The following is a 22,048-nucleotide window of genomic DNA, read 5'->3' on the forward strand; positions in this document are numbered from 1 at the left end:
TTGTAAGTCGAAATGGCCTATATTGGTTTATTTACCTGCCAATAATATACGAAGATTGCCTGAAAGCTTCAGCCCCGTATTCCCTACCCTATTTGATCGGATTTCCCTTCTTGTCTTTTCGTGACAGAGAGGCGACTTTGGTTTCAAAGTCCGTTTTGGTGTTATCATCGTCAACGAACTTCCTTCCATCCCATTTCCGAGTGAGTGCCAAGCCTGAATAGGTGGGCAAGTCGGATTGTTTGATGCTCGAAAAGTCAACGTCCGTGACAGCATTGTAGCCTTTATCGAGTTTACTGGGGCGCATTTGGAAACGGCTTCGTGGGCAAACAGTGATACAATCTATGACGTTGGCAAAGGGAATCTCTATGGCATAGAAGTCGGCAAAGGCACTGCTTGTGACCGTGATGTAATGCAGATAGCCCTTTCGGTCTTTGGTATCAAGATAATTGGCCTTGAAGTCTTCGGGCGTCCACGGCAACCTGATGAGCGCAATTCCGTTGTGTTCGGTAATGTCGGCTATCTGATGCTCCGGTCCTTTCTTTCCTTTCTTATCGGTGACGATGAGTATCGGCTGCATATCTGGTACGTTCGGATTGTTCTTCCCGCCCCATGTGAACTCCTGCTGTGTCCATTCAAAGTCAGCCTTTGAAAGATCAAGGAAGGCATCAAGCCCTTTATACATCGACAAGTCTATCTCTTCTCCATATTCTTTGGCCGAAGCGACAAGGTCATCAATGAATTTTGCCTTGTGATCGATAGCATATTTTGCCACAACGATTTCCTGTCCGGGCCGCACGGGGTGCTCGGTTCCTTTGCCAGGAAAGTAAGATACCGCAGCAGCACCATAGTAGCGACCGACGAAATCGTCCTTTGGAGCGAACTGAATGGAGTTAGTGGGATCGATAGCATTGGTGCAGAGGGCCAATCCGTCAAGGTATTTCACTTCGCTCGTTGGGTTATAAATGATGATATATTGGTCGTCATTATACATTTGATAGAGGTTTTGGAGCCCCCATTTGTGTACGTCGCGCACCCAGTAGTGGCCTGCATAGAAGACTTCTTTGATCATAAGGTGGTCGATTTTCGTCTTCGAGGTAGACCGCTTTTCGGGCAGTTCGTTTCTTACACAGCCCGTCAATAAGGCACAAGCCATGAGCAATAAGCCGTATTTCTGAAAATTTCGAATGTTTGTTTTCATTATATTCATTTGAAAGAGTGATTATAAGAACCAGTTGCCCAAGCCCGAACCACCACCAACACCATGGGTCTGGAGGTTTTGAGAGGCTTCAAGGGCATCAAGGGGAGAGAGTCCTATCTCAAGACCCAAGTAATAATACAGTGGATCGTTGGGGTCAATGGTAGTCGGGTCAGTGTCAAAACTACTGCAAAACACCTTGATTGGGATATTGAAACGAATGACTTCCTTCCACTCTGAGTCTGCGCCATAGTCCTTGGCTTCATCGGGATTGTAGGCTTCGGCACAGATAAAAGGACTCAAGAACTCATAAGTGGAATGCCGCCGTAAGTATTCATCGCGTGGAATAAGTGCTTTCTTACCTTTAGGACACTTCATTACGCGCACCGAGAGATAGAACTTGGGCAACAGATAGGACGGACGCGTGTATTTTCCAGCCTCACCTGTAACAGGATTCACGCGGCGTGTAATTTCAAGTGGCCATTCCGTGTGTCTTGAATCGTTTTCGTCGGCTTCAATATCAAAGTTGAAATGTCCTTTCAGTCCCACACGGTCTTGGTCATAAGGGGCTACTGCCCAGTCGGCATCAGTGCGTCCAAGGGGTGGAAGTAGCCGTTGATTAAAGAGTTCACGGGCACCATCGGCCATGGCATCATGGATCCAAGTGTCGCGATAGGTGTACTCGAAGATGCGGGGCGTAGCATCGGCACGCTGCTTCCATGAAATCTTGTCAGCAAAGAACGGAGACGGAACAGGCTTTGTATCTATTGTTCCGCCCGCTTTCCACTCACCATACTTATCTTTCTTTGGATACCATGTGCCACGGCAGTCGGTAACGGTGTAAGCCTTGCCCTTATCGTCGACATCACTCACGCTGAAGAAAATCTGATATTCATCGGAATGCTCCAAAATATCATCGTTCAACAGCCTCCCATTTCTGTCGAAGAAGTAGAGACAAAGGCCCCAACGTTTCAGTCGCCCACCGATGATTCGGATGTAATCGGGGCCTTTCTTGCCGTCGTTCTGTTCAAGATAGGTGACAGTGCTCTCTCTTTGCACTTCCACCGCAGGCCATTTGTCGTTATTATTATGAATAATGACGAACTCTTCTTGCTTCCAAGGTGCGTTACGATAAACAAAATTACCGTGCATCATGCCATCTCCGTGAGAATGTCCCTCCTTGAACATGGCCAAACAAGTGGCCCAGTTGTTGAAAGCACCTTGAGGGTCTGGGTTCTGCAAGCTGCCTTCGATTTTGATTTTCTTCAGACTGTCCACGTAGCGATCTGCTCCACTATGGGGAATAGGCTTTGCCGACAGCGGATTTTCGTCGTAGTTGATGTTCACGTTGCCGAAAATGAAATCGTCACACGATATGCACAGTGCCGAGAACGCTGTGACAAGCGTCATTATCTTTAGTTTATTACTCATATCTTCTATGTTACTTGGGTATATTTTCCTTGTTTCTCCATACGTATTCCACCTACATCACGACAATATTTCTGCGATATTTCCAAAAATAGTCGCCAGGACGGCTCAGCATCTCCCACAAAGTAGCCGCATCGGCATGGGGATAGAAGCGTTTTACATCGCTCACACATTTCTCCTGACCGTCATTGGTGTTGCCGATGACACGAATTGAAATCGGATAATCAATGTCGAAACTGTCCCAACCGGGCTGTATTTGGTTAAAATCCCACATATAACCATGCTCACTATTATTGGTGTTGCAGTATTTTGCTGGACGTTCCGCCTCACCTGCATGCTGTTGCCCCTTATTAAGAATGTGACAGATTCTTACTTGCAGCTGAAAAGCAAGGTCAGCCTTGTGAAATTGCAGGATACCTTTGAAACCTAACCGGTCATATGGTGTATTTGATTCCAAACTTCTGTTTTGTCGTAACAAGCCAACAGTTTCACCATAGCGTTGACGAGGTGCTTCGGTATCAGGATCTATGAAATCGTCATTGTAGGAATCAACAAAAAGCTTACCTAATTCTTCTTCAACGGGATCGGTATCGCGATAATCATAGGTGAAGATTTCGGGTGTCAGTTCGTTGAGACGCATCATATCGATGACTCGGAAAAGTCTATATCTCTTACCATCCGATGCAACATAGGGCTGTAAAGCCTCGGGTTTGCCAGATATTTCAATAGCTTTCCAAGCCAAGTCTTCATCATAAGGCACTTGGTTCTTACCGAAATTAAAGCCCTCAGGAGCAAAGATATTGGAAGCAGAAAATTTAGTTGCAGGCTCAACACTTCCTCCTTTTTCCCGAAAAGTATAGCGATCATAATAAGTAGAAGGAGTCTGGAGCGAACGCGGATAGGCCAATTGAATGCCTTTCACGGCCGCTTTTCCCGATTGATGAGCCTTATCAAGCGAACCGTTCCCCACACCAAAGAAGTGCTGATGAACTAACAATGTTGCATTATCTTCATCGGGAATATTCGCCCCCTCTTTATCTTTCTTATAAGGATAGCCTGCAAACTGGTGATTGATGATGAGTCCGTTCTGATCGTAATAGAGCAGTTCCAATCCATAATAGATATTATCAGAAGCGATGACGTCGAAATGGTCTCGCTCGGTCGTGATGGTCATCTGGCCGTCATCGTCCTTTGCCATGTCTATTTCTTGCATGATGGGAAGCAAGGTTGAGTCGCCTGCCACATGATACATCGTGTAGCTGTCCACGGAATCAGTACCGTTGGGACCGACACCAATCAGTCCGCCTTTGTACCCCATACGTAGGATGGCATGAACGGCATATATTTGGTCGTGTCCTTTCACATCTCGATCGATGGATGAGGGAGGTGCCTTGATAAATTTCTTAAAGAAGTCGTCTACTTGGTCGTTGCTGCAGCCCACACAGAGCAATGCTGCGCAGAAAAGTATATAGAATTGTCTCATATCGTTATCGTTTATATAGGATTGACATACTAAAACCTGAAGATGGTACGAATGGAATAGTTGGCCCCACGCTCATGTGCATAATATCTAAAGCGGTCGGTATACTCCTTATAAAGCGCGTTAAGAATGTTCTCTCCCACCAACATGACCTTCCATTGTCGGCCGTGGGGCAGTCTAATAGAATAATCTGCCGTACCGTTCAGCAAGAAATAAGCCTCAGGTGAGTCACTGACGAGGTCCTTATCAGGGTCGAATCGAGTCTGTTTAGTAACATACACACCCGAAAGCGAAAGCGAGACCTGATGCTTTTTCGCTGTATCCAAGGGACGAACATAGGTTGCCGAGAGCCCATAACGATCGGATGGCATGAAAGGAAGCCAGTCGTGGCGCGTAATGTTGCGTGCAAACATCCATTCACCTTTCCCGACCAACGTGAGTTCTGCTATCGGATGAACCGTTGCCTCGATGTCCCCGCCATAGAGTTTCACGTCATCTTGGTCGTAGATGAACTTGGGATATTTCCCACTGGGGTGATTGTGGAAGCGGTCTTTACCTGTTCCGATATGATCGTAGATATAACTATCGATACGTTGATAGAAAGCACTCGGCTCAATAGAGAACCATGCATTGCGATAGCGTGCGCCGATGACCGATTTATAGCCGCGTTCACTGGCCAAATGCCGGTTACCGACCACCCAATAGGAGCCGTCTTGGAGCCCGATAGCATAGAGTTCATTGATATCTGGAGGCCGCCACGACCAACCGATATTAGCCCGCACGTCCCAATTCGCATTCAATTGATAATGGGCGGCAAGACTTGTGGTGAAATTGCTGTAGAGTTTGAAGTCATCATAGTAGGTGTAGTTGCTGAGACTCGTGTAACCGTTGACCGACATGACACGGAAGTCATAACGCATGCCCAATGCACATTGCAATTTGCCGAACTGCGCCTTGTGAAGGAAGTAACCTCCCATCGAAAGTGCGGCGAAATTCGGGACGAAAGCGGGCTGTTTGGTACCCGGATAGTTGTAGTTGGTCTGATAAGTATTGGAAAGTCCGGCATCGGTAGTCATATTCCACAGCTTCCATTTCGCATGCCAGAGCACGTCGAACTTATAGGTTTTCAAGATGAGGTCCTGCACAGGAATCCAACTCCATTGCGTTTTCTTTCGGTTTTCGAACTCTTGTCTGAGGTTCTCTTGAAAGGAAAGTGTGAAGTCAAGCCGGTGATTGGCACTGATGTCCCATTTCAATTCACCCTTGAAAGTCACGTGTTGCGACTGCTGGAAAGGTGGTTTGATGCGATAGGAGAACGGGAAGAGCGTCTTAGGGTCGGGCCGACCGTATTCAAAACGCTTGAGCAGCTGGTCCAAATCAGATATCTTGCTGGCATAATAGATGCCACTACGCTGATAATAGATACTCGAAAAAAGAGTTACTGTGAGATTTCTACCTTGCCAACCGGCCTGTCCCGAGAGGCTGATCGTATTATAGCCCGTGTTATTAAGGATATAGTCGGCAGTGCGATAGTCCCCACCTTTGGTGTACATGCCATGCAATCGCAGGCCGAATTGCTTGTAGCCGGCCTCGATACTACCGCTGCCACTGCCACCGCGGGCATTGGTGTCATAGCCCATATTGACATTACCTTTCACATTGACGTGGTGATGTCCATAGGGCAAAGGGGCATCATTGAGCAGCACCACACCGCCCATGGCTCCGAAACCATAGCGGATACACTCGGCTCCTTTCACCACTTCAACCATACTCGAGCCCGTATAATCAAGCTCAGGGGCATGGTCGGCCCCCCAACTCTGGCTTTCGAGTCTCACACCGTTGTTCATCAAAAGGATACGACTACTGTGCATGCCTTGTATGACGGGCTTGGCAATGGTGTTGCCCGTGCTGATGGAACTCACGCCGGGAACGGTCTCAAGCATCTTAGCCAGCGAACTTGCACCGCCTTTCTCCAATTCTTCTGAACCAATCGTAGCCGTTTGTTGCAGTACGGACGTATGCCGTTTCTGTGCCGTAACGACCACGTTGTCGAGCATCTTGGCATCATCAGTCATCAGAATCACGACGGGTTTGTCGGGCGTAACGGCGATTTGCTTTGAAACTTTCTTGTAGCCGATGTAGGAAACCTCCACCCGGACGCTCTTCGCACTACCTTTCAGTTGCAACGTGCACTTGCCTTGCGCGTCGGTAGCAGCTCCCATGACGGCTTTGTCGCATCGCACCGTAGCGCCGATGACGGGCTCTCGGGTGGTTGAAGATAACACAATAAACGCGACTTGCGTCGTTTCTGCTTGTTGATTGTTTTGTGGAAACTCGTCTGTCGAAGCCTTTCCGGGCGGAATTCCGGCGATGAACAGTAGGACCAACATGACTGTTTTGAGTTGTAGGCGGCTGCACCACGCAGCGCTTTCCAACATAATACAGGGTATCTGCATTTCGCTAATAAGTTTGAATATAAAAATTGTTTAACAAGGTTGCCCTACGGGAATTGTCTTTTCTTGTTTTCCGGCAAATGCTCGCAGACAATCATTTTTGTGAGTGCAAAATTAAAACGAACAAATAAAACAGGCAATACCTAAATTTAAGTAATCGAAGCACGCCCGATAAGCGGGGTGATACTGCCCCACTCCCATCTTCGTGCCCCATAAATACTATAGTTCTGTGCGAAAAGTAGTATCGTTTTCATCAAAAGATACTGCCGTTTTATGGAAAGCTATACCCTCCCTTTTAAAAAGGTGCGTACTTTTAACTGAAAAGGTATATACTTTTAATTGGAAAGGTATATACGTTTTAACGAAAAGGTATATACCTTTTTGAGGAAAGATACTGTTGTCTTTTTGATAAGGTGCTATTGTATCATTTAAAAAGTACTATCCCTTCATCAAAAAAGTTTTATCGTTTTACAAAAAACTGTTATCGTTTTCTCCGGCTTCTCCCATCATGTTTGAGAAAACGGTGCATCTTCCCCGGAAAAACAACCTCCGGTTATATATAATAAGGTACTTATAATCCGAAAGCCACACTATTGATTTATGTCAATAAAAGCACCTGTTTGCGCAAACAATCTTATATTTGCTTGCAGATGTTGTGTTTCTGTCATACCTTTGCAACGTCTTAAGGAAACAAAAAGACATTTTAGGATAAACATAAAAAGTATAACAGGACCGAAAAGAAAAGGGTCCACAAACAAAGAAAGGTAAAAAGATTATGAAAAAGATGATTTTGACACTCGTTGCAGTTATGAGTATGACAATGGCTTTTGCCGAGGGTGAGAACACAAAGGCAGCCAACACGGTTGCTGCTTATGACATGACTGTTAACTATGGCAAGCTGGCTCAGGCCCTTGGTCTCTCAAGCGACCAGCTCGAAAGTGTGGAAGATGTACACAAAACTTTCTGCATCGAGATGATGAACGCAGCCAATGCACCCAAGGACGAGCGCAAGGCTATGGTCGACAAGGCCATCGAGAAGAACCTCAAATACATGCACTACATTCTGAACAACAGCCAGTACAGCAAGTATCTTCTTCTTCTGAACACCACAATGAACAACCGTGGTCTCAACATGTAATCTGAATATTGAAGAGAGCATATAACAAAAAGCTGCATATCCATCGTGGATATGCAGCTTTTTCGTTATGTTTCTTCTAACAAACTGCCTGGTGGAACGGCAGAAGAAGGACTTTGTAGCCTTCTCGGTTCCCTGTAGTGATAGATTGGTCCTATCTCGAAACAGAACTTTTAGCGGAGCTACAAATATCTTGCAGAACTTCCCGATTCCATTCTGAACGTTCCTTATCAAAAAACCATCCCCATTTATTGAAATAGCTAATAGCACTTTTAATATGTATCTTAAGGAGTCTCCGGTTTTTATAAGACTCTCTTTTATGATTATGTACGATTGTAACTTTCGGCCAAAAGATTGTTTTTGCGCTCTTATGGATTCTCCTTGTTAAATCAACATCTTCCATATACATAAAGAAAGTCTCGTCAAAGCCTCCTGTTTTTTCTAAACTACAGTTACGAAAAAACATGAAGCATCCCATATGAAATGGAACATTGAGTATAGAATCATGTTTCCAGTCCTTCAAAAGAAACCTGTCATTCTGTTTCTGAAACCACGATTTGGGTAGGAATCTCCTAAAAATCAAAATCATTGGTGTTGGCAATAATCTAACTACATATTGTATATCATCATTGGGATATATCGTGTTTGGTATCAATTGCCCGACATCAGGATGTAAATTCATATAGTTTTCTATTTCATTGATAACATCAGGAGAGAAGTAAACGTCACTATTTAGAACTAAATGGTAATCTGCATTCAGTGCTATTGATTTTCTAATTGCAATGTTATGTGCTGCCCCATATCCTATATTCTTTTGTGGAATATATTCAACATTTGTCTTGGAGAAACAAAATCGCCTAATAGCTTCATCCTTAGAATTATCTATTATAAAAATCACACTTATGCTTCGCGACTCTAAAGCTTTTAAGCATTGGGTGAGCTCATTTAAATCGGTATGAAAGGTAACTATCGATACTGTTATCATAGCTTATATGCATTTTATATATTACTAAAAATTTTTTCTAAGTTCATAAGATATACTTGCATTGAGAAAGTGGGTAACTTTGATGCTTTCATTTTTGTAGCCCAGTCTGATATATCAATCTCTTCGAACTGCTTAATGGTATCTTTTAATTGGACTAGATTCCCCATTTCATAATTTAGTCCATTCACCCCATTTTTAATAAGTTCAGCAGCTCCACAACCTAAAGGCACAATGCATGGCACACCCATCGACAGCATTTCGGCCACGCTCAGCCCAAAAGTCTCATTCACTTTTGACGGAAAGACGAGGCATTTAGCCTGTTTTAAATAGGTCATCTTGTCGTTTCCATTCACCCAACCCGCAAAGGTGATGTTGGGATATTGATGTTTTAAGTCGTCAAGCAAATAGCCATCGCCCAAGACAATACCCTGTAATTGCAGTTCAGTCATCACCTTACAAAAGTCATGGATTCCCTTTTCTTCGGACAACCGCCCAATGTATAAGAAGGCGTTATTGCGAGAAATATCTATGGGGTGGTCTAAAAGGCGTATCACCGGGTTATAGAGCACGCCGCTTTTTGTGGCAAACTGCGTTACATAGGGGCACAACTTTTCTTCGCATAACTTCGAAACAGCGTAGGCATGGATATATTTTTTCGCACGACGTAGACAATGGTTTAACACGCTTTGGCGCACACATCGATAGAGCTTATAGGCGTAATTGCGCGAATCACAATGGGTTAACACGCAGCGAGTGGACATGGCTTTGCAGGTGCAACATGCATTTTTTTGGTAGTTAAAGAACCCACCATTGGGGCAAGCCGTGAAGTAATCGTGCAGGGTCAGAATGGTTTTAAACTGCCGTTTTCTAAAGGTTGAGAAGATAGATGCCGACAAAGTCTTTACATAACCATGCACCATCACCACCGTGTCTTGTGGACTATATTGTGCTAAACATTTGAGACTCTCGCGATAGGCCTTGCGGTTCCAAATGTTTCTACATGCAGAAGCCATTTTATTTTTATCGGAAAGGGCATCGGCTTGATTTAGGAAAACCACCTCAATGCCGTGTACTTCGAGCTGTGACTCAACGGGACCTGTGGCGCAAAAGAACACCACATGATAGCCTTTCTGCGCCAACGCAAGGGCGCTATCGAATGCAATTTTGCCCGCACCCCCATAAATATGTCCATAATCATTATAGACAATGATATTTTTTACTTGCATGATGGCGTGGCGTTAGTGCATCAATCGGTTGCGGGTAATCGCTCCTATGCCTTTGCAAAAATAGAAAAGGTTGAGTGGAAGCGATAGGGAATGGTGTAGTTTGCGCACTTGAAAGGCCTGGAAAATGGCTTGATAAGTGGTGCTTGCACCGCGATCTTGCATGCAAAGGACGGTCTCATTGACAAACAAACTCTTGAGCTTCTTTCGTAAAAGAAATTCATAATCGGCGCAGATGGAGTAGTGTAAGCTAAACAAACCTACCTCTTGAAAGAGCTTTTTATTGTGGAGTGATGCCCCATGGGCTATCAACATTTGCTTGCGAAAATCGTCCCAATGATAGGGTTTTCCAATGGTTTTGAGCACTTTCCCCGACGCATCTACCAATAGTTCCTTGGCACAAATGAGGTCGTATGAGGTGTAATCCTCTTGTGATAACAGGCTTAAATAGGTTGATAGCCCGCCATTCATCAGATAATCATCGGCACCGATAAACATCATCCAATCGCCTTTGGCATGGGCAATGCCCTTGTTCCAAGCATCATAAATACCTTTGTCGGGCTCGGAGCAGCTGTAATCAATGGTGTCTTGATAGGTGTTGATGATATCGAGAGTATTGTCTTTCGACCCGCCATCTATCACAAGGAGTTCAATCTCGTTGGTCTTTTGTTCGCGAATGCTTTGCAAACAGCGTGCAAGCGTTTTGCCTGCGTTGTAAGTTGCAATGATAATCGAAATCTTAGGGCTCATTTCTTTTCGTTTCTTAGTCGTAATCGTTGTGTTATTTTGGCTTCTTTATAGGAGAAATAATAAAGCATATTGTAAAAAATCATGCCATAAACAAAGTAGTTTCCTCCGCGGATAAAGGTGCCCAACAGATAGAAGAGCACGCAGGTGTTAATCATAGATTGCTTGCTCCTGCATTTGAATAGGAACACGATATACACGAGGAGACCGAGAATTCCCGTCTCCGATAGCAAGCGATTGAACAGCGAATAGCCATCCTCTTCGTTGAGACCATAGAGTGGTCTGTTGGATTGATACACCGCATGGTAGTTGAGTTTGTGCGTACCTAAGCCTGTTCCCGTCCATCGCAGCGGTGCATGTGTGGCCACATAGGTATTGGCTAAGAGGGCATACGACGAGTTATTCAAACTTTCTATGACATAAATGTTGTTCAAACTCGACAAGGCTGTGACCGTTTGTTGAAGCCTAAGCATGATGCCACTAAACCCTTTTTCAGAATCGCTTTGCTTTGTTGTTGAAACAAAGAAGATGACGATTCCTATAGCACAAGCACCAATCATCTTGAACAAAATGCCTTTGTTCACCCGTTGGTAGAACCATTTGAACAGGCAAATGGCGGCTGTAATGAATGCAATGGTCGATAAAGAGCATGCTAAACTCGTGAAGATGAGCACCAATTGCCACCGTTTGAAAAGATGGAATTTATCTTTATAGAGGATGATATAGGCGATAAACGGGCTTAGAATGGTGCCATAATAACCGCCTTCGGCTAAGGTGCTATGCACACGAATGATGTGTGGCGCCACCTCGGTATTGGTTTTTGCCCACAAGGTGAACGAGAAAATATCGATATGTGTGGCAGCATAGGCGCAAAGTTCGATGAAACCGAGCAGACCAACCACCTTGGCTACCTTCAAATAGACGATGAATAGCCCCTCGATATTGGCCTTTTGCTGTGACAAGAGACTATAGTAAATCAGGATGTAGAGGGTGAGTAGCACATATTGCTGCAAGCCCTTGCTTATGGGATAGCCCAAGATGGTGGTTGCCACCACGACAGAATAGGCAAAGAACAGCGTTAAATAAACCAGCACATGAGGCGCTCTCACCAGCGAATGGCGAATGAGATAAAGCAGCGTCAGCAGCAAAACACCAAGTTCTATGGTGCTATAGCAGAAGGTGCTAAACACCACAATATAGAGCCAGTTGGCTTTGATTTTATGTAATAACATCGTTGGTTCCGCTGTCTTCTTATGTGGTAGTTGTTGAGACTATGCCTTTAAAGACTTGCATGACCTTGTGTCTCAGTTGGAAAAAGCGTGTGAATTGATACTTAAAAGCTATTCTATTTGCAGGCAATTTGCACGATAAAGCGTGATAATTACGTATGAATTACTTTGCAGGTAGTATCACCTTTATGGAATGTATACCATCATCCATGCGGCCTTTTACGCTTTGTCGTAATAGGCTTTGAGCTTATCGATGTCGCAAAGCAGTGACCAATGCGCTCTAAACCAGGCAATAGGGTTGTTCCACCATTGCACGTTGAGTAGCCATTCTATCGTTGCTTCGTCATAGCGGTAGCCGATGATTTTAGCAGGGACACCGCCCACGATGGCATAGGGTGGAACATCTTTCGTGACAACGGCGTGGGCAAGCACCACCGCTCCGTCGGCAATGTGAATGCCACCATTGATGAATACTTCCTCGCAAATCCATACATCGTTACCGATTTCACAACCAAAACGTTTGTCATCATCGGTTGTTCGCAATTCAGTAAACATTTGTTGGGTAGCGAAAGTGGCTCCGTTTTGCTTACGAAGAGAGAAAAAGCAGGGCGAAGTAGTGGCGAAAGGTGCTTGGAAAGGGTGGATGCCGTGGTTGCAAATCACGTGGTTAGAGATGGAACAAAAGCGACCTATTTTGGCCGTTAGGCTCGAATGATGGCCAATATACGAGCCATAACCGAGGATTCCGCCAAAGGAACTGTGGCTATAAATCTTGTTCATGCCTTCGAATTGAGCCTGTAAAGCAATGTCGCAACCCTGCTCAAACTGAAGTTTCCCGTGCCATTTCAGACGGAGAAACCATCGTTTGAGCAACTGTTTCATCCAGCAATGCATCATTTTATGAGTTTTTTACACCATCGTTTGCACCCCATCATGACGAGATTGGCGATGCCAACGGCCTTCAATAAGGATAGTATCTTGAACCGATAACTATATTGCAGCAAGGTAATGGGCTTTATCGTTTTCGGTTTTTTGCCTTTGGTGTGTGTGTCGTAAAGATAGATTTCTTGCCCTTTCTCTTGCAGCATGATGTTCGTTTCCATCGGATGATAGCGCAAACCAAAACTGTTGACGACCTTCAAAGGAAGCGACCGGGTGGTTAAAAGATAGCGCTTGACGTGTTGGAGTTTGCGTTTCCCCCAGAAATCTACTGTCAAATCGTCTTCTGAAAGCTGGAGATAGTGGGCTAAAAAAGTAGGTGAAAAGAAACCATCATATTTCACTATGCCCTCATCAAGCGCAGGCAATCGGTAGGTCTTTTGGGGCAAAACCTGCAGCGAACTGGCAAAAATATTGGTCTCTTCTTGTGCCACATGTGTGCCTGCATCATTGTTATTGGAGGACAATGCTTGGTAGGGATAGACGAAATATTTATTTTCTTCGATGCAATAGCGTGTGTGATATTTTAGCCAAGAGCTCTTGGGCCAGTCGTTAAGTGCCTGTGGAAGGTAATCGAGTTGAAATTCATCGTGATGCGTTTCATACCAGGTCATGAAGGTTTGCCATTGCTTTTTCAGCCAAATTTGTCCCCACGATTGTGCACAATTCATGAAATAAACATCGGCATCTGCCTGCAAAGGTGTGAACGGAAGACCGTTCTGATAGTCCACAGGGAAGTTGTATAGGCTGATACCCGCTATTCTTTCATCATCCTGATACTGGGCAATGGTTTGGCAAGCATATTGATAATAATAGGGCGAAACGGTGATGTCGTCTTCTAAAACAATGAGCGCGTCATAATCATTCAGTAGTTTTCCCACCTCCATGACATGTGCTCGGAGCCCTAAATTGTGTGGATGCTTGATGGCTTTGAGTGTTCCATGTGCCCAATGGTAGGCCTCAACGAAGTCTTCAATGGCCGTCGTTTCGCTCTTGTCAATGCTGATGATGAGTGGAATGGGGGCATCATAATGTGCCGCTTCCAACGATTTCAGCACGCGTTTTAAGGGTGCTATGCGATTATAACAGATGACGCAGATGGCTAAAGACATGCTGTTTGATGAGTTTTTATGAATGTTACTGCACAGAAAGTGGCAGATTTTGTTGCAAAATTCGGTGTGCATAGTGTCTCACGAGCACTAAGATGACGGCTTGAACCAGCACGTAGATGATGGCCGTTAGATAGAGCGAATATTGCGTAAGCAGCAGAGATAGTGCGAGATGCAGCAGGGATGAGCCAAAGGTGATATACATCAGTTGCTTTGTTTCTTTATAGAAAAACATGTAGTTGCAATAGAGAAAATAGAAACATTGCAAGAGTCCGTAGCCACAAAGAATAAGAAAATAGGGGATGGCTGGCGTGTATTTGGGTAGTGCCAGATAGCAAATGGGGACAATACATAGCACATAAGCCGCACTTGCTGCAATATAAACGAGGGCAATCGTCTTGGTTTGCCGGCGCAACGCCATGTGCTTCTCTACGTTTGAAGTTGTTTTGTTGCCCAAAATCTGATAGAGTGTTACGGAATTGGTGGCATTGAATGCCGACCCAATCATGACAATAACAGTAACCAAGTTAATGGCAAAACTGAAGATACCCACCTCATAAGTAGAGTAATGATAATTGATAATATAGCGGTCTAAGCCCTGTTTTATCCATAGACTTGCGAGATGTGGTATCATGGGAAGACCGAAAAGGAGAATTGTCCGATAGCGCTTCCATGAATAATTTACATGAAAAAGTCGAGTATGATAAAACGAAATGAGAGCCAATGTCGCAAAGATAATCATACAGACTAACTGCGCATTAATACGTCCAAGCCAACCTTGTCGGAACGAAATCACAAAGATGATGGTAAGAATAAAGTTCAAAAGTGCATTACCAACGCTCCAGATGCCATAGCCTTTGAGCCTTTCCTTAATACGAAGATAGTCCTGATGAATGTTGAACATCAGGTTTCCGAAAGAGATAATTAACGCATAATAAAGTAGAGGACGCGTAGTTTCCAAAGCTTTAACCATATTTTCGGTCAGCAATGAGGCTACCAAAGTGAGCACAAGGAACGACAAAGCGTGAATGAAAATAATAGCCGTAAAGTCCTTTCTGAATACAGAATAGGTCTCTCTGAAATAGGAAATCGATACATATCCATAGGTAGAAAGCCCGATAAGATAGCCGGAAAAGGTCGCAATGGTATTAAAAATGCTGAGTTTTCCATAATCAGCAGGTAAGATATAACCAGCAACCAAGATAAGAATAAGGAAATTACAGCCTTGTCCAAAGAATGAAAATAGCGAATAGAGCGAGCCGTTAATTAACGTTTTATTGTTTGTAATACGTTCAAACTTTGTGGAAAATATCATAAGATGGGTAGAATAATCCTTAAATACTGGCCTAATTAATCAAAAATCTCATAACCGATTGCTTGCATCGTCAGTCATTTCTATTCAGCATATATGGTTTTTATCCCATGTTCTTCATAGTAACTGGTGACGATTTCTATTTGTTTGATAAAGTCATTTGTAGCTTTCACATTAAAAACTACATTTTCTATGATAGTTGTTGGAAACAATAATCTGATATTATAAAGTGCTGTTGAGGTATAACCCAATACACAATAGGGTTGGTATCCAAGGTTGGAAAGGAATAGCTCAACGGTCATTTCCGGTCGAATATATTGCACATTATACTTTGAACACAATGATTTGGGAAGTTCATGTGTATCTCTTCCATGTGGAATATAGTAAATGTTGTGTTGGCTTCCATACCGTTCTTGCAGTTCTTTGAACGTAGCTTCTAAGTTATTCATCACCCTATCAAAAGGCAGATTGCCCGGTTCGCAGAAGCGATCGTAGTTGGTTCCGATGAAAAAGACGTTGCGCAGGTCGCCATGATTCTGCTGACGGGCCACCTGTTGGAAATCGTTTTGCCGAATATGGAAGGCAGGATTGGGAATATCTCCATAGACGGTGTAGATGTTGTTGTGGTTGTTAATGCCCCGCACTTTGCATGCCCATGCGAATAAAGATTGGAATAACTGCACTCGTTTCTCTACTTTGGGCTGATGTCCTTTCAGCAGAAAGATGTTGTCGTTGCCATCATCTAAATAGACCATACAGCCACCATTGCTCACTTTCGACAGGCCAATGAAGTATTGAGAGATGTTGCGTGCGTCTCCAATAAACAATCTTTTGTATCTTGAGAAGTGTGGTAAAAGGAACTGTAAGCGGTCTGATCTCGTTAAATTTTCGATGTTTACGACCTCATAAGCAATGCCTTGCTGTTGGAAAAGCGTAAAGAGTTGCTCATTACGAATGTCTTCTATGAGTGCTAAGTAGAAGCGATAGTCGGTGATTTCAAATGCTTTGATGGCATTAAATGCACAAAGCGCTTGAAAAGGGGAGGTGACAACGAAGATAGAAGGCGTTGATTGTTGAAAGGGTTGCGTCATGATTTCCGTTCAATAATGTGATGTTCCAACAGGCGATTGCGTGCTGCAAGAAAGCTCTCAAGGTCGATATTTGACTTCTGAATGATGTCGAAAAGGGTGTGTTTGCCGTCCGAATAGTTGAGCAACCACATCATGGCCTTCAGCTCATCCGACTTGTTTCCCACGGCACTCAACGTGGGATAGAGCCCTCGTTTGCCTAATTGCACTTCGCAATAGGGCATGAGATTGACGAACGTTTCGTTGTTCTCGAGGGTGTCGATGATGCGTTCAAGCAGGTCGGCTGAGCCCAAAATGGCATCAAAAGAGATGAAAGATTTGTCGTCTTTTGACGTGTGATATTCTTTGTATTGCTCATACATCGTTCGCGTGATGGAGCAGAAAGGAAGGTTGATTCCGGGCGAACAGTATTGTCGTTCGTCGCTTCCGCCTGAAGGAAAGAAGTCGATAAGCGTGCCTTTTGTTTGCTGAATGTAATAGCTTGCGATGCGGTCGATGTCGGAATCGCCTATTCGTGACTTCTTCAACGAGAAGTTTCCGCGGTCGCCTACGCAGGTAAGAACGATGCCTGCAAGCGTGTTTTGCTGCATCTTCCGATAGTGTTCAGAGAGATACCAAATGCTTCCGATGGTCTCGGGCATGAGCAAAAACTTATAGGTGTAGCGCAGATGCTTTCGCTTTAGGCGCTGATAGAGTTCCAAAAGCAGCAGCGGTCCCGACAATTCATTGTTGGCCATGGAGGGATGACAGATGTAAGAGGTGAGGTAAACGCACTTCTCCGAGTCGCCCTTTAAGGTGGCCTCGCCCACAGTCATGCTGCCTTTTTCGTCTAAACGGCTGTCAATGAACACCTCATACTGGGCGTCTTTGTCGAGCTTGTCGAACTGATTTTGCGACATACAAAAGCCCCATCGCCGTGCATAATAGGATGTGCGGTAGGGGATAGCGTCGGGGAAATCGGGCAAAGTGTAGAGGTGATTGCGCAACGATTCGAATGACATTGTCTCGTGAATCGGTATAGAATAGCCCAAAAGATGCAGGTTATTGTCTTTGAAATCGATAGCTTTTTCTCCTTTATCGTTTTTAATCCATGCCTCGGTTACGTTCCATTCGGGAGGAATAGTCCAATCAAAGCAGGTAGTTCCGCTGGGGATTTCGCGCATAGTGAAGGGCATATAGCGATTTAAAATGGCGAAAGACTGACGGTTACCTTCGCCCGAAAGACTTCGGTTTAAGGGCCAAAGTTCGTCGAAAATAGCTTCTAATTCGGTTGTATTCATGTCAATGGCAATTCACGATTTGCATTCATAATGATGCGTTCAACAAACTCTCGGAAGACACCTTCGCCTCCTTTTTTCTCTAAATCAATGCTGCCATAGGCGCGGATGTAGGCCGAAGCGCTACTTGGAACGCCCGTGATTCCGCCGGCATCGCGCACGGCTTTGAGCACAGACAGGTCGCCTAAATCATCGCCGATATAAGCGATTTCGGCAAGGGTGATATGAAGCTCGTGGCAAATCTCGTGCACCACTTTCAATTTGTCACTGATGCCTTGATAGAGAAAGTCCACCTTTAGTTTCTTGGCTCTGCGTGCAACAATCTCGGTATCTTCGCCTGTGATGATGCCAACGGGGATGGAAAGGCGGTGAGAAAACAGCACGCCTGCACTGTCGGCAGTGTTGAATCGTTTCCATTCATTGCCCGTCTGGTCGTAGTACATGCCGCCATCGGTCCACACACCATCAATATCTGTGAGGATAATTTTGGGGAGCTTTGTCATCAATCCAAATACTTAGGATAAATAATTTCGTTTTTGGGAACGGCCGTTTTGAGCGTCTTTCCGATGAGTTGCGTGCGCTCTGCCCATTTAAAACCATCGCCGGGGCTGAGCATGTGAATGTCATCTTCGGTGATGATGTGTCCCACTTCCAAATCTTTATTCGATGCAATGGAGCGTTCAAGTTTCACCTTTGAGGCGGCAACACTGCGGTCGATATAAAGGTCTTCTGTGCCTAACCAATGTTCAACCAAGCGGATATCGCGCACCATTCTGCGCACACCATCAGGACCTAAAGAGCCTTTTTGGTCGGTACCTTTCATGCCCCGGTCAATGGTGATATGCTTTTCGATAATCTTTGCGCCCATACCTACGGCTACAATTGGGGCAGCAATACCAATCGTATGGTCGCTAAAGCCAATGGTATATTGACCATAATGCTTCTGTAGATAGCGAATGGTGAGAAGGTTTAGATTATCGGGTTCGGTTGGATATTGCGATACACAATGCAGAATAGCGACGTTATCGTGATACTTTGTTATCACTTCTAAAGCTTCATCTAATTCTTTTTTACCCGCCATACCCGTTGAAAGAATAATGGGTATACGCGTTTCGGCTAAGGCTTCCAATAGCGGAAGGTTGGTTAAGTCACGACTGGCAACTTTCAATCTGTCGGGTGTGAAGAGATGAAGTAGTGACAAACAGCCTTTTGCACATAACGTTTCGACGAAGTCTAAGCCCAAAGACTTGGCATATTTATAGACCTCGTAGTGCTCTTCATCGCTGAGTTCTAAGAACTGACGATGCTCACCATAAGTCTTTCCAAAGGAGTTTGGCGTGTCATAGGGGCGATTCATCTGCGATGATGATAGCTCTTCTGCGAGGTCTCTCTTAGTCAGTTTGACCGCATCTATAGGCATAAGGGCTAAGCCGAAATCTTCTTCTGTAATCGGACGTGATACTAATTCTGTTAAAAGTTTGGCGATATCGACTGAGCCATTATGGTTTTGTCCAATCTCACCTATTATATATGTCGCTTCCATATCGTTACGTTTATTTGCTATTCTGCTTGATTTGCGCTTCCATTTGCTGATAGAATGCGGGGTGATGATCTAAGAAATCGATTACTTCGGCAATGGAAGGATAGGGGTTTTTGCTGCATAATGCACTATAAACCTGCTGTGCTGTCTCGAAATCCGAGCGTGTGTCGGTAGTTAATCTCACGTGAGAATGAGTAGCCAAAACCGCAGGACCGTCTAACCATTCAATGGAAAAATCATCGGGATGGCTATAGATGTAGTTCGTGACATGCTCGTGATAGAGTGGCTCTTGCGTGGCGTTCTTCACACATTCCAAGGCATTGCGCGTCACATATTCTGTCCAAAAGCCATAGTGTGTTTTAATCGATGGTGTTCCATTGATATTGAAACTCATATAATCGCAATTGCTCTGCCGTGCTTTTTCCACCAATTGCCGGATGGAATGAAGCTCTAAAAAGGGATTGTCAGAGCAGATGCGAATGAGTCTTTCTGCATCAAAGGCATGGGCCGCATCGATAAATCGTTGTAATACATCGTTCTCTTCGCCTCGGAAACAATGCACACCTTCTTGCTTAGCCAACGCTTCTATCGCATCGTTTTGCGGGTCCTTAGAGGTCGCTATCACGATATTCGTACCTTCAACCTGCTTGAGTTTATCAAGCAACAGTTGCAAAATACACTTGTTTTCATAGAAAGGCAGGAGTATTTTGTTGGGTAATCGCGTTGAACCCACACGCGCCTGAATCATAAATGTAATCATAAGCCCGTTCTTTTATTATAATTTCCAACCACTTGTCTTATTTTATTCTATCCTAATCTCTTCTGAACAAGTCTCTTGTATAAACCTTTTCTTTGACATCTTCCAGACAATTATCGTAGCGATTAGCTATGATAGCCTGACAACGCTGTTTGAACACGTCAAGATTATTAATGACTTTGCTGCCAAAGAACGTTGAACCGTCTTCAAGTGTAGGCTCGTAGATGATGACATCGGCTCCCTTCGCCTTGATACGCTTCATTACACCCTGAATACTTGACTGGCGGAAATTGTCGCTGTTGCTTTTCATCGTCAGTCGATAAACGCCGATGACACATTGCCGCTCTTGTTTTGAATCATAATCTCCACGATGATAATAGTCATAGTAGCCTGCTTTGTGGAGCACACGATCTGCAATGAAATCCTTACGTGTGCGATTACTTTCCACAATAGCCTCAATCAGGTTTTCAGGAACATCTGCATAGTTGGCCAATAACTGCTTCGTATCTTTGGGAAGACAATAGCCTCCATAGCCGAAAGAAGGATTATTATAGAACGTACCAATGCGTGGGTCAAGCCCTACCCCTTCAATTATATCCTTACTCTTGAGTCCTTTCATCTCAGCATAAGTATCCAATTCATTGAAGTAGCTGACACGCAAGGCAAGATAGGTGTTGGCAAAAAGCTTAACGGCCTCGGCTTCCGTCAATCCCATGAACAATGTTTCGATATTTCGCTTGATAGCACCCTCTTGCAAGAGGCTGGCGAAACAGTGTGCCGCCTTATCCAATCGCTCATCTCCTTCAGGTCGGCCGACAATAATGCGACTGGGATAGAGATTATCATAGAGTGCCTTACTCTCGCGCAGGAATTCTGGCGCGAAAATGATATTATCGGAATGGTATTTTGCACGAACGCCTTCGGTATAGCCCACAGGAATCGTGGACTTAATCACCATGATGGCCTGTGGATTCACCTGTAAGACAAGTTCGATAACCTCTTCCACATGCCGGGTATCGAAATAGTTTTTTACGGGATCGTAGTTGGTAGGCGTGGCTATCACTACGAAATCGACATCTTTGTAGGCCGAAGCAGCATCGAGTGTGGCTGTCAAATCCAGCTTTTTTTCGGCGAAATACTTCTCAATATACTCGTCCTGAATGGGTGAAACGCGCCTGTTCAGCACCTCCACTTTTTCGGGTATGACGTCTACCGCCACCACATGATGATGTTGTGCCAACAACGTTGCGATACTGAGTCCCACATATCCGGTACCCGCAATAGCTATTTTCATATTATTATTTTCCATTGATAACTTTTAATTTATGGCAAATTAGAATCCCGTCTATCCCCAACCGGATAGTAAAACCGTACTGACAAGAACTCTCCTCCTACTCACTCCATGCTTATGGAATAAGTAGTACGAGAACATGCACGTAATCAAACCACATATAAGAGCGTCCGTAAGGATAGAGAAAGAATGGCGTAGAAAGGCAAATCGTGCTAACTATATCTGCAATACACCTATAAATTTTGTCGTTTTATAACCTTATAATTCTCTAATTCCTTGCTCTGCAACCTTGTTTTATCTAAAATTGCGTCACAACCATCTTACAGTCTGATCAATAGTTTGTTCATAACAGACCTTGCAAAAATACAAAAAAAACACATAAAACCATCATAAGTCGGTCTGTAAAATCAATCACATGCAGGTTTCTTTGTGTTTTTTCTTTGCTAATAGCCGAATGCTGTATGTAAATATGGCTTACATTCCTTTCTATCTCCTCTGTTTTACGACACAATATGACCAAGCCAAGGAGGTGGCATCATTGGAATTGAATATATATACATGACTGTTTGAGCGGACACGTGAGCTGTACGTCCCTACAATTTATTCAAGCTGTTTGGAATACCAGTTATATTGACTATCAACAGCTTATGACTTGCATTTCAATCTCACCCATATTACGTTCTAATATCAGTCATTTTAGACTGTAATATCAGCTATATCAAGCTGTAAAATAGCTAAGATTACGTTCTAAATCTCACAACGTGAGTGTCACAACCGTATAAACAAAAAACATGAGTCCGATACACCACGTACCGAACTCATGCATTATTTATCTTTTAACTACCTTTTTTATCGGGGGG

General features: G+C 44.2%; 18 protein-coding genes. 1 reads left to right on the plus strand and 17 read right to left on the minus strand.

The annotated features are described in order from the left end of the window. Window positions 1-88: 88 nt before the first annotated feature. The 4 genes from H164_RS0103240 to H164_RS0103255 are packed head-to-tail and all read right to left on the minus strand — an operon-like array spanning window position 89 to window position 6,559. A complete protein-coding gene (locus H164_RS0103240) occupies window positions 89-1,198 on the minus strand; it encodes a DUF4876 domain-containing protein (protein WP_008564037.1) in 1,110 nt (369 codons plus the stop codon). A gap of 21 nt (window positions 1,199-1,219) precedes the next feature. Then, window positions 1,220-2,626, minus strand: coding sequence for a hypothetical protein (locus H164_RS0103245; protein ID WP_026356215.1), 1,407 nt, complete (start codon window positions 2,624-2,626; stop codon window positions 1,220-1,222). A gap of 52 nt (window positions 2,627-2,678) precedes the next feature. Next, the gene (locus H164_RS0103250) at window positions 2,679-4,106 is read right to left on the minus strand and encodes a hypothetical protein (protein WP_025830012.1); all 1,428 of its coding nucleotides are present in this window, start codon (window positions 4,104-4,106) and stop codon (window positions 2,679-2,681) included. Between the two features lie 29 nt (window positions 4,107-4,135). Further along, window positions 4,136-6,559 carry a TonB-dependent receptor gene (locus H164_RS0103255; RefSeq protein WP_019967289.1) on the minus strand — a complete coding sequence of 808 codons (2,424 nt, stop codon included), beginning with the start codon at window positions 6,557-6,559 and terminating at the stop codon, window positions 4,136-4,138. Between the two features lie 772 nt (window positions 6,560-7,331). Between H164_RS0103255 and H164_RS0103260 the strand changes: the two genes are divergently transcribed. Next, complete coding sequence (locus H164_RS0103260) at window positions 7,332-7,694, plus strand: hypothetical protein (protein WP_008564116.1); 363 nt, start codon at window positions 7,332-7,334, stop codon at window positions 7,692-7,694. A 151-nt stretch (window positions 7,695-7,845) separates the two neighbouring features. Here H164_RS0103260 and H164_RS0103265 read toward each other — a convergent pair whose 3' ends face one another. The 13 genes from H164_RS0103265 to H164_RS0103325 all read right to left on the minus strand — a co-directional run bounded on the left by H164_RS0103265 (window position 7,846) and on the right by H164_RS0103325 (window position 21,206). Beyond that, the gene (locus tag H164_RS0103265; RefSeq protein WP_019967291.1) at window positions 7,846-8,676 is read right to left on the minus strand and encodes a glycosyltransferase; all 831 of its coding nucleotides are present in this window, start codon (window positions 8,674-8,676) and stop codon (window positions 7,846-7,848) included. 14 nt (window positions 8,677-8,690) lie between these two features. Further along, window positions 8,691-9,902, minus strand: a complete 1,212-nt coding sequence (locus H164_RS0103270) for a glycosyltransferase family 4 protein (RefSeq protein ID WP_019967292.1) — start codon at window positions 9,900-9,902, stop codon at window positions 8,691-8,693. Between the two features lie 12 nt (window positions 9,903-9,914). Further along, window positions 9,915-10,649, minus strand: coding sequence for a glycosyltransferase family 2 protein (locus H164_RS0103275; RefSeq protein ID WP_019967293.1), 735 nt, complete (start codon window positions 10,647-10,649; stop codon window positions 9,915-9,917). Then, entirely contained in the window at window positions 10,646-11,878 is a 1,233-nt protein-coding gene (locus H164_RS0103280) for a hypothetical protein (RefSeq protein WP_019967294.1), read from the minus strand. The genes H164_RS0103275 and H164_RS0103280 overlap by 4 nt, the downstream gene beginning before the upstream one ends. 216 nt (window positions 11,879-12,094) lie before the next feature. Further along, complete coding sequence (locus tag H164_RS0103285; protein ID WP_373278007.1) at window positions 12,095-12,772, minus strand: CatB-related O-acetyltransferase; 678 nt, start codon at window positions 12,770-12,772, stop codon at window positions 12,095-12,097. Beyond that, window positions 12,769-13,926, minus strand: coding sequence for a glycosyltransferase (locus H164_RS0103290; RefSeq protein ID WP_019967296.1), 1,158 nt, complete (start codon window positions 13,924-13,926; stop codon window positions 12,769-12,771). Before H164_RS0103290 ends, H164_RS0103285 begins: the two co-directional genes overlap by 4 nt. Before the next feature lie 25 nt (window positions 13,927-13,951). Then, complete coding sequence (locus H164_RS0103295) at window positions 13,952-15,238, minus strand: lipopolysaccharide biosynthesis protein (protein WP_019967297.1); 1,287 nt, start codon at window positions 15,236-15,238, stop codon at window positions 13,952-13,954. An 80-nt stretch (window positions 15,239-15,318) separates the two neighbouring features. Beyond that, a complete protein-coding gene (locus H164_RS0103300) occupies window positions 15,319-16,326 on the minus strand; it encodes a hypothetical protein (protein ID WP_019967298.1) in 1,008 nt (335 codons plus the stop codon). After that, a complete protein-coding gene (locus H164_RS0103305; RefSeq protein WP_019967299.1) occupies window positions 16,323-17,603 on the minus strand; it encodes a DUF4910 domain-containing protein in 1,281 nt (426 codons plus the stop codon). The genes H164_RS0103300 and H164_RS0103305 overlap by 4 nt, the downstream gene beginning before the upstream one ends. Next, window positions 17,600-18,103 carry a KdsC family phosphatase gene (locus tag H164_RS0103310; protein WP_019967300.1) on the minus strand — a complete coding sequence of 168 codons (504 nt, stop codon included), beginning with the start codon at window positions 18,101-18,103 and terminating at the stop codon, window positions 17,600-17,602. The genes H164_RS0103305 and H164_RS0103310 overlap by 4 nt, the downstream gene beginning before the upstream one ends. Continuing rightward, window positions 18,103-19,143 carry an N-acetylneuraminate synthase family protein gene (locus H164_RS0103315; RefSeq protein ID WP_026356216.1) on the minus strand — a complete coding sequence of 347 codons (1,041 nt, stop codon included), beginning with the start codon at window positions 19,141-19,143 and terminating at the stop codon, window positions 18,103-18,105. Before H164_RS0103315 ends, H164_RS0103310 begins: the two co-directional genes overlap by 1 nt. A gap of 10 nt (window positions 19,144-19,153) precedes the next feature. Beyond that, window positions 19,154-19,900, minus strand: coding sequence for a cytidylyltransferase domain-containing protein (locus tag H164_RS0103320; protein WP_025830010.1), 747 nt, complete (start codon window positions 19,898-19,900; stop codon window positions 19,154-19,156). 52 nt (window positions 19,901-19,952) lie between these two features. Then, window positions 19,953-21,206, minus strand: coding sequence for a nucleotide sugar dehydrogenase (locus tag H164_RS0103325; protein WP_019967303.1), 1,254 nt, complete (start codon window positions 21,204-21,206; stop codon window positions 19,953-19,955). Between the last annotated feature and the right edge of the window lie 842 nt (window positions 21,207-22,048).

It is taken from the genome of Segatella maculosa DSM 19339 = JCM 15638, assembly GCF_000382385.1.
In the GTDB taxonomy this organism is placed as follows: Bacteria; Bacteroidota; Bacteroidia; order Bacteroidales; family Bacteroidaceae; genus Prevotella; species Prevotella maculosa.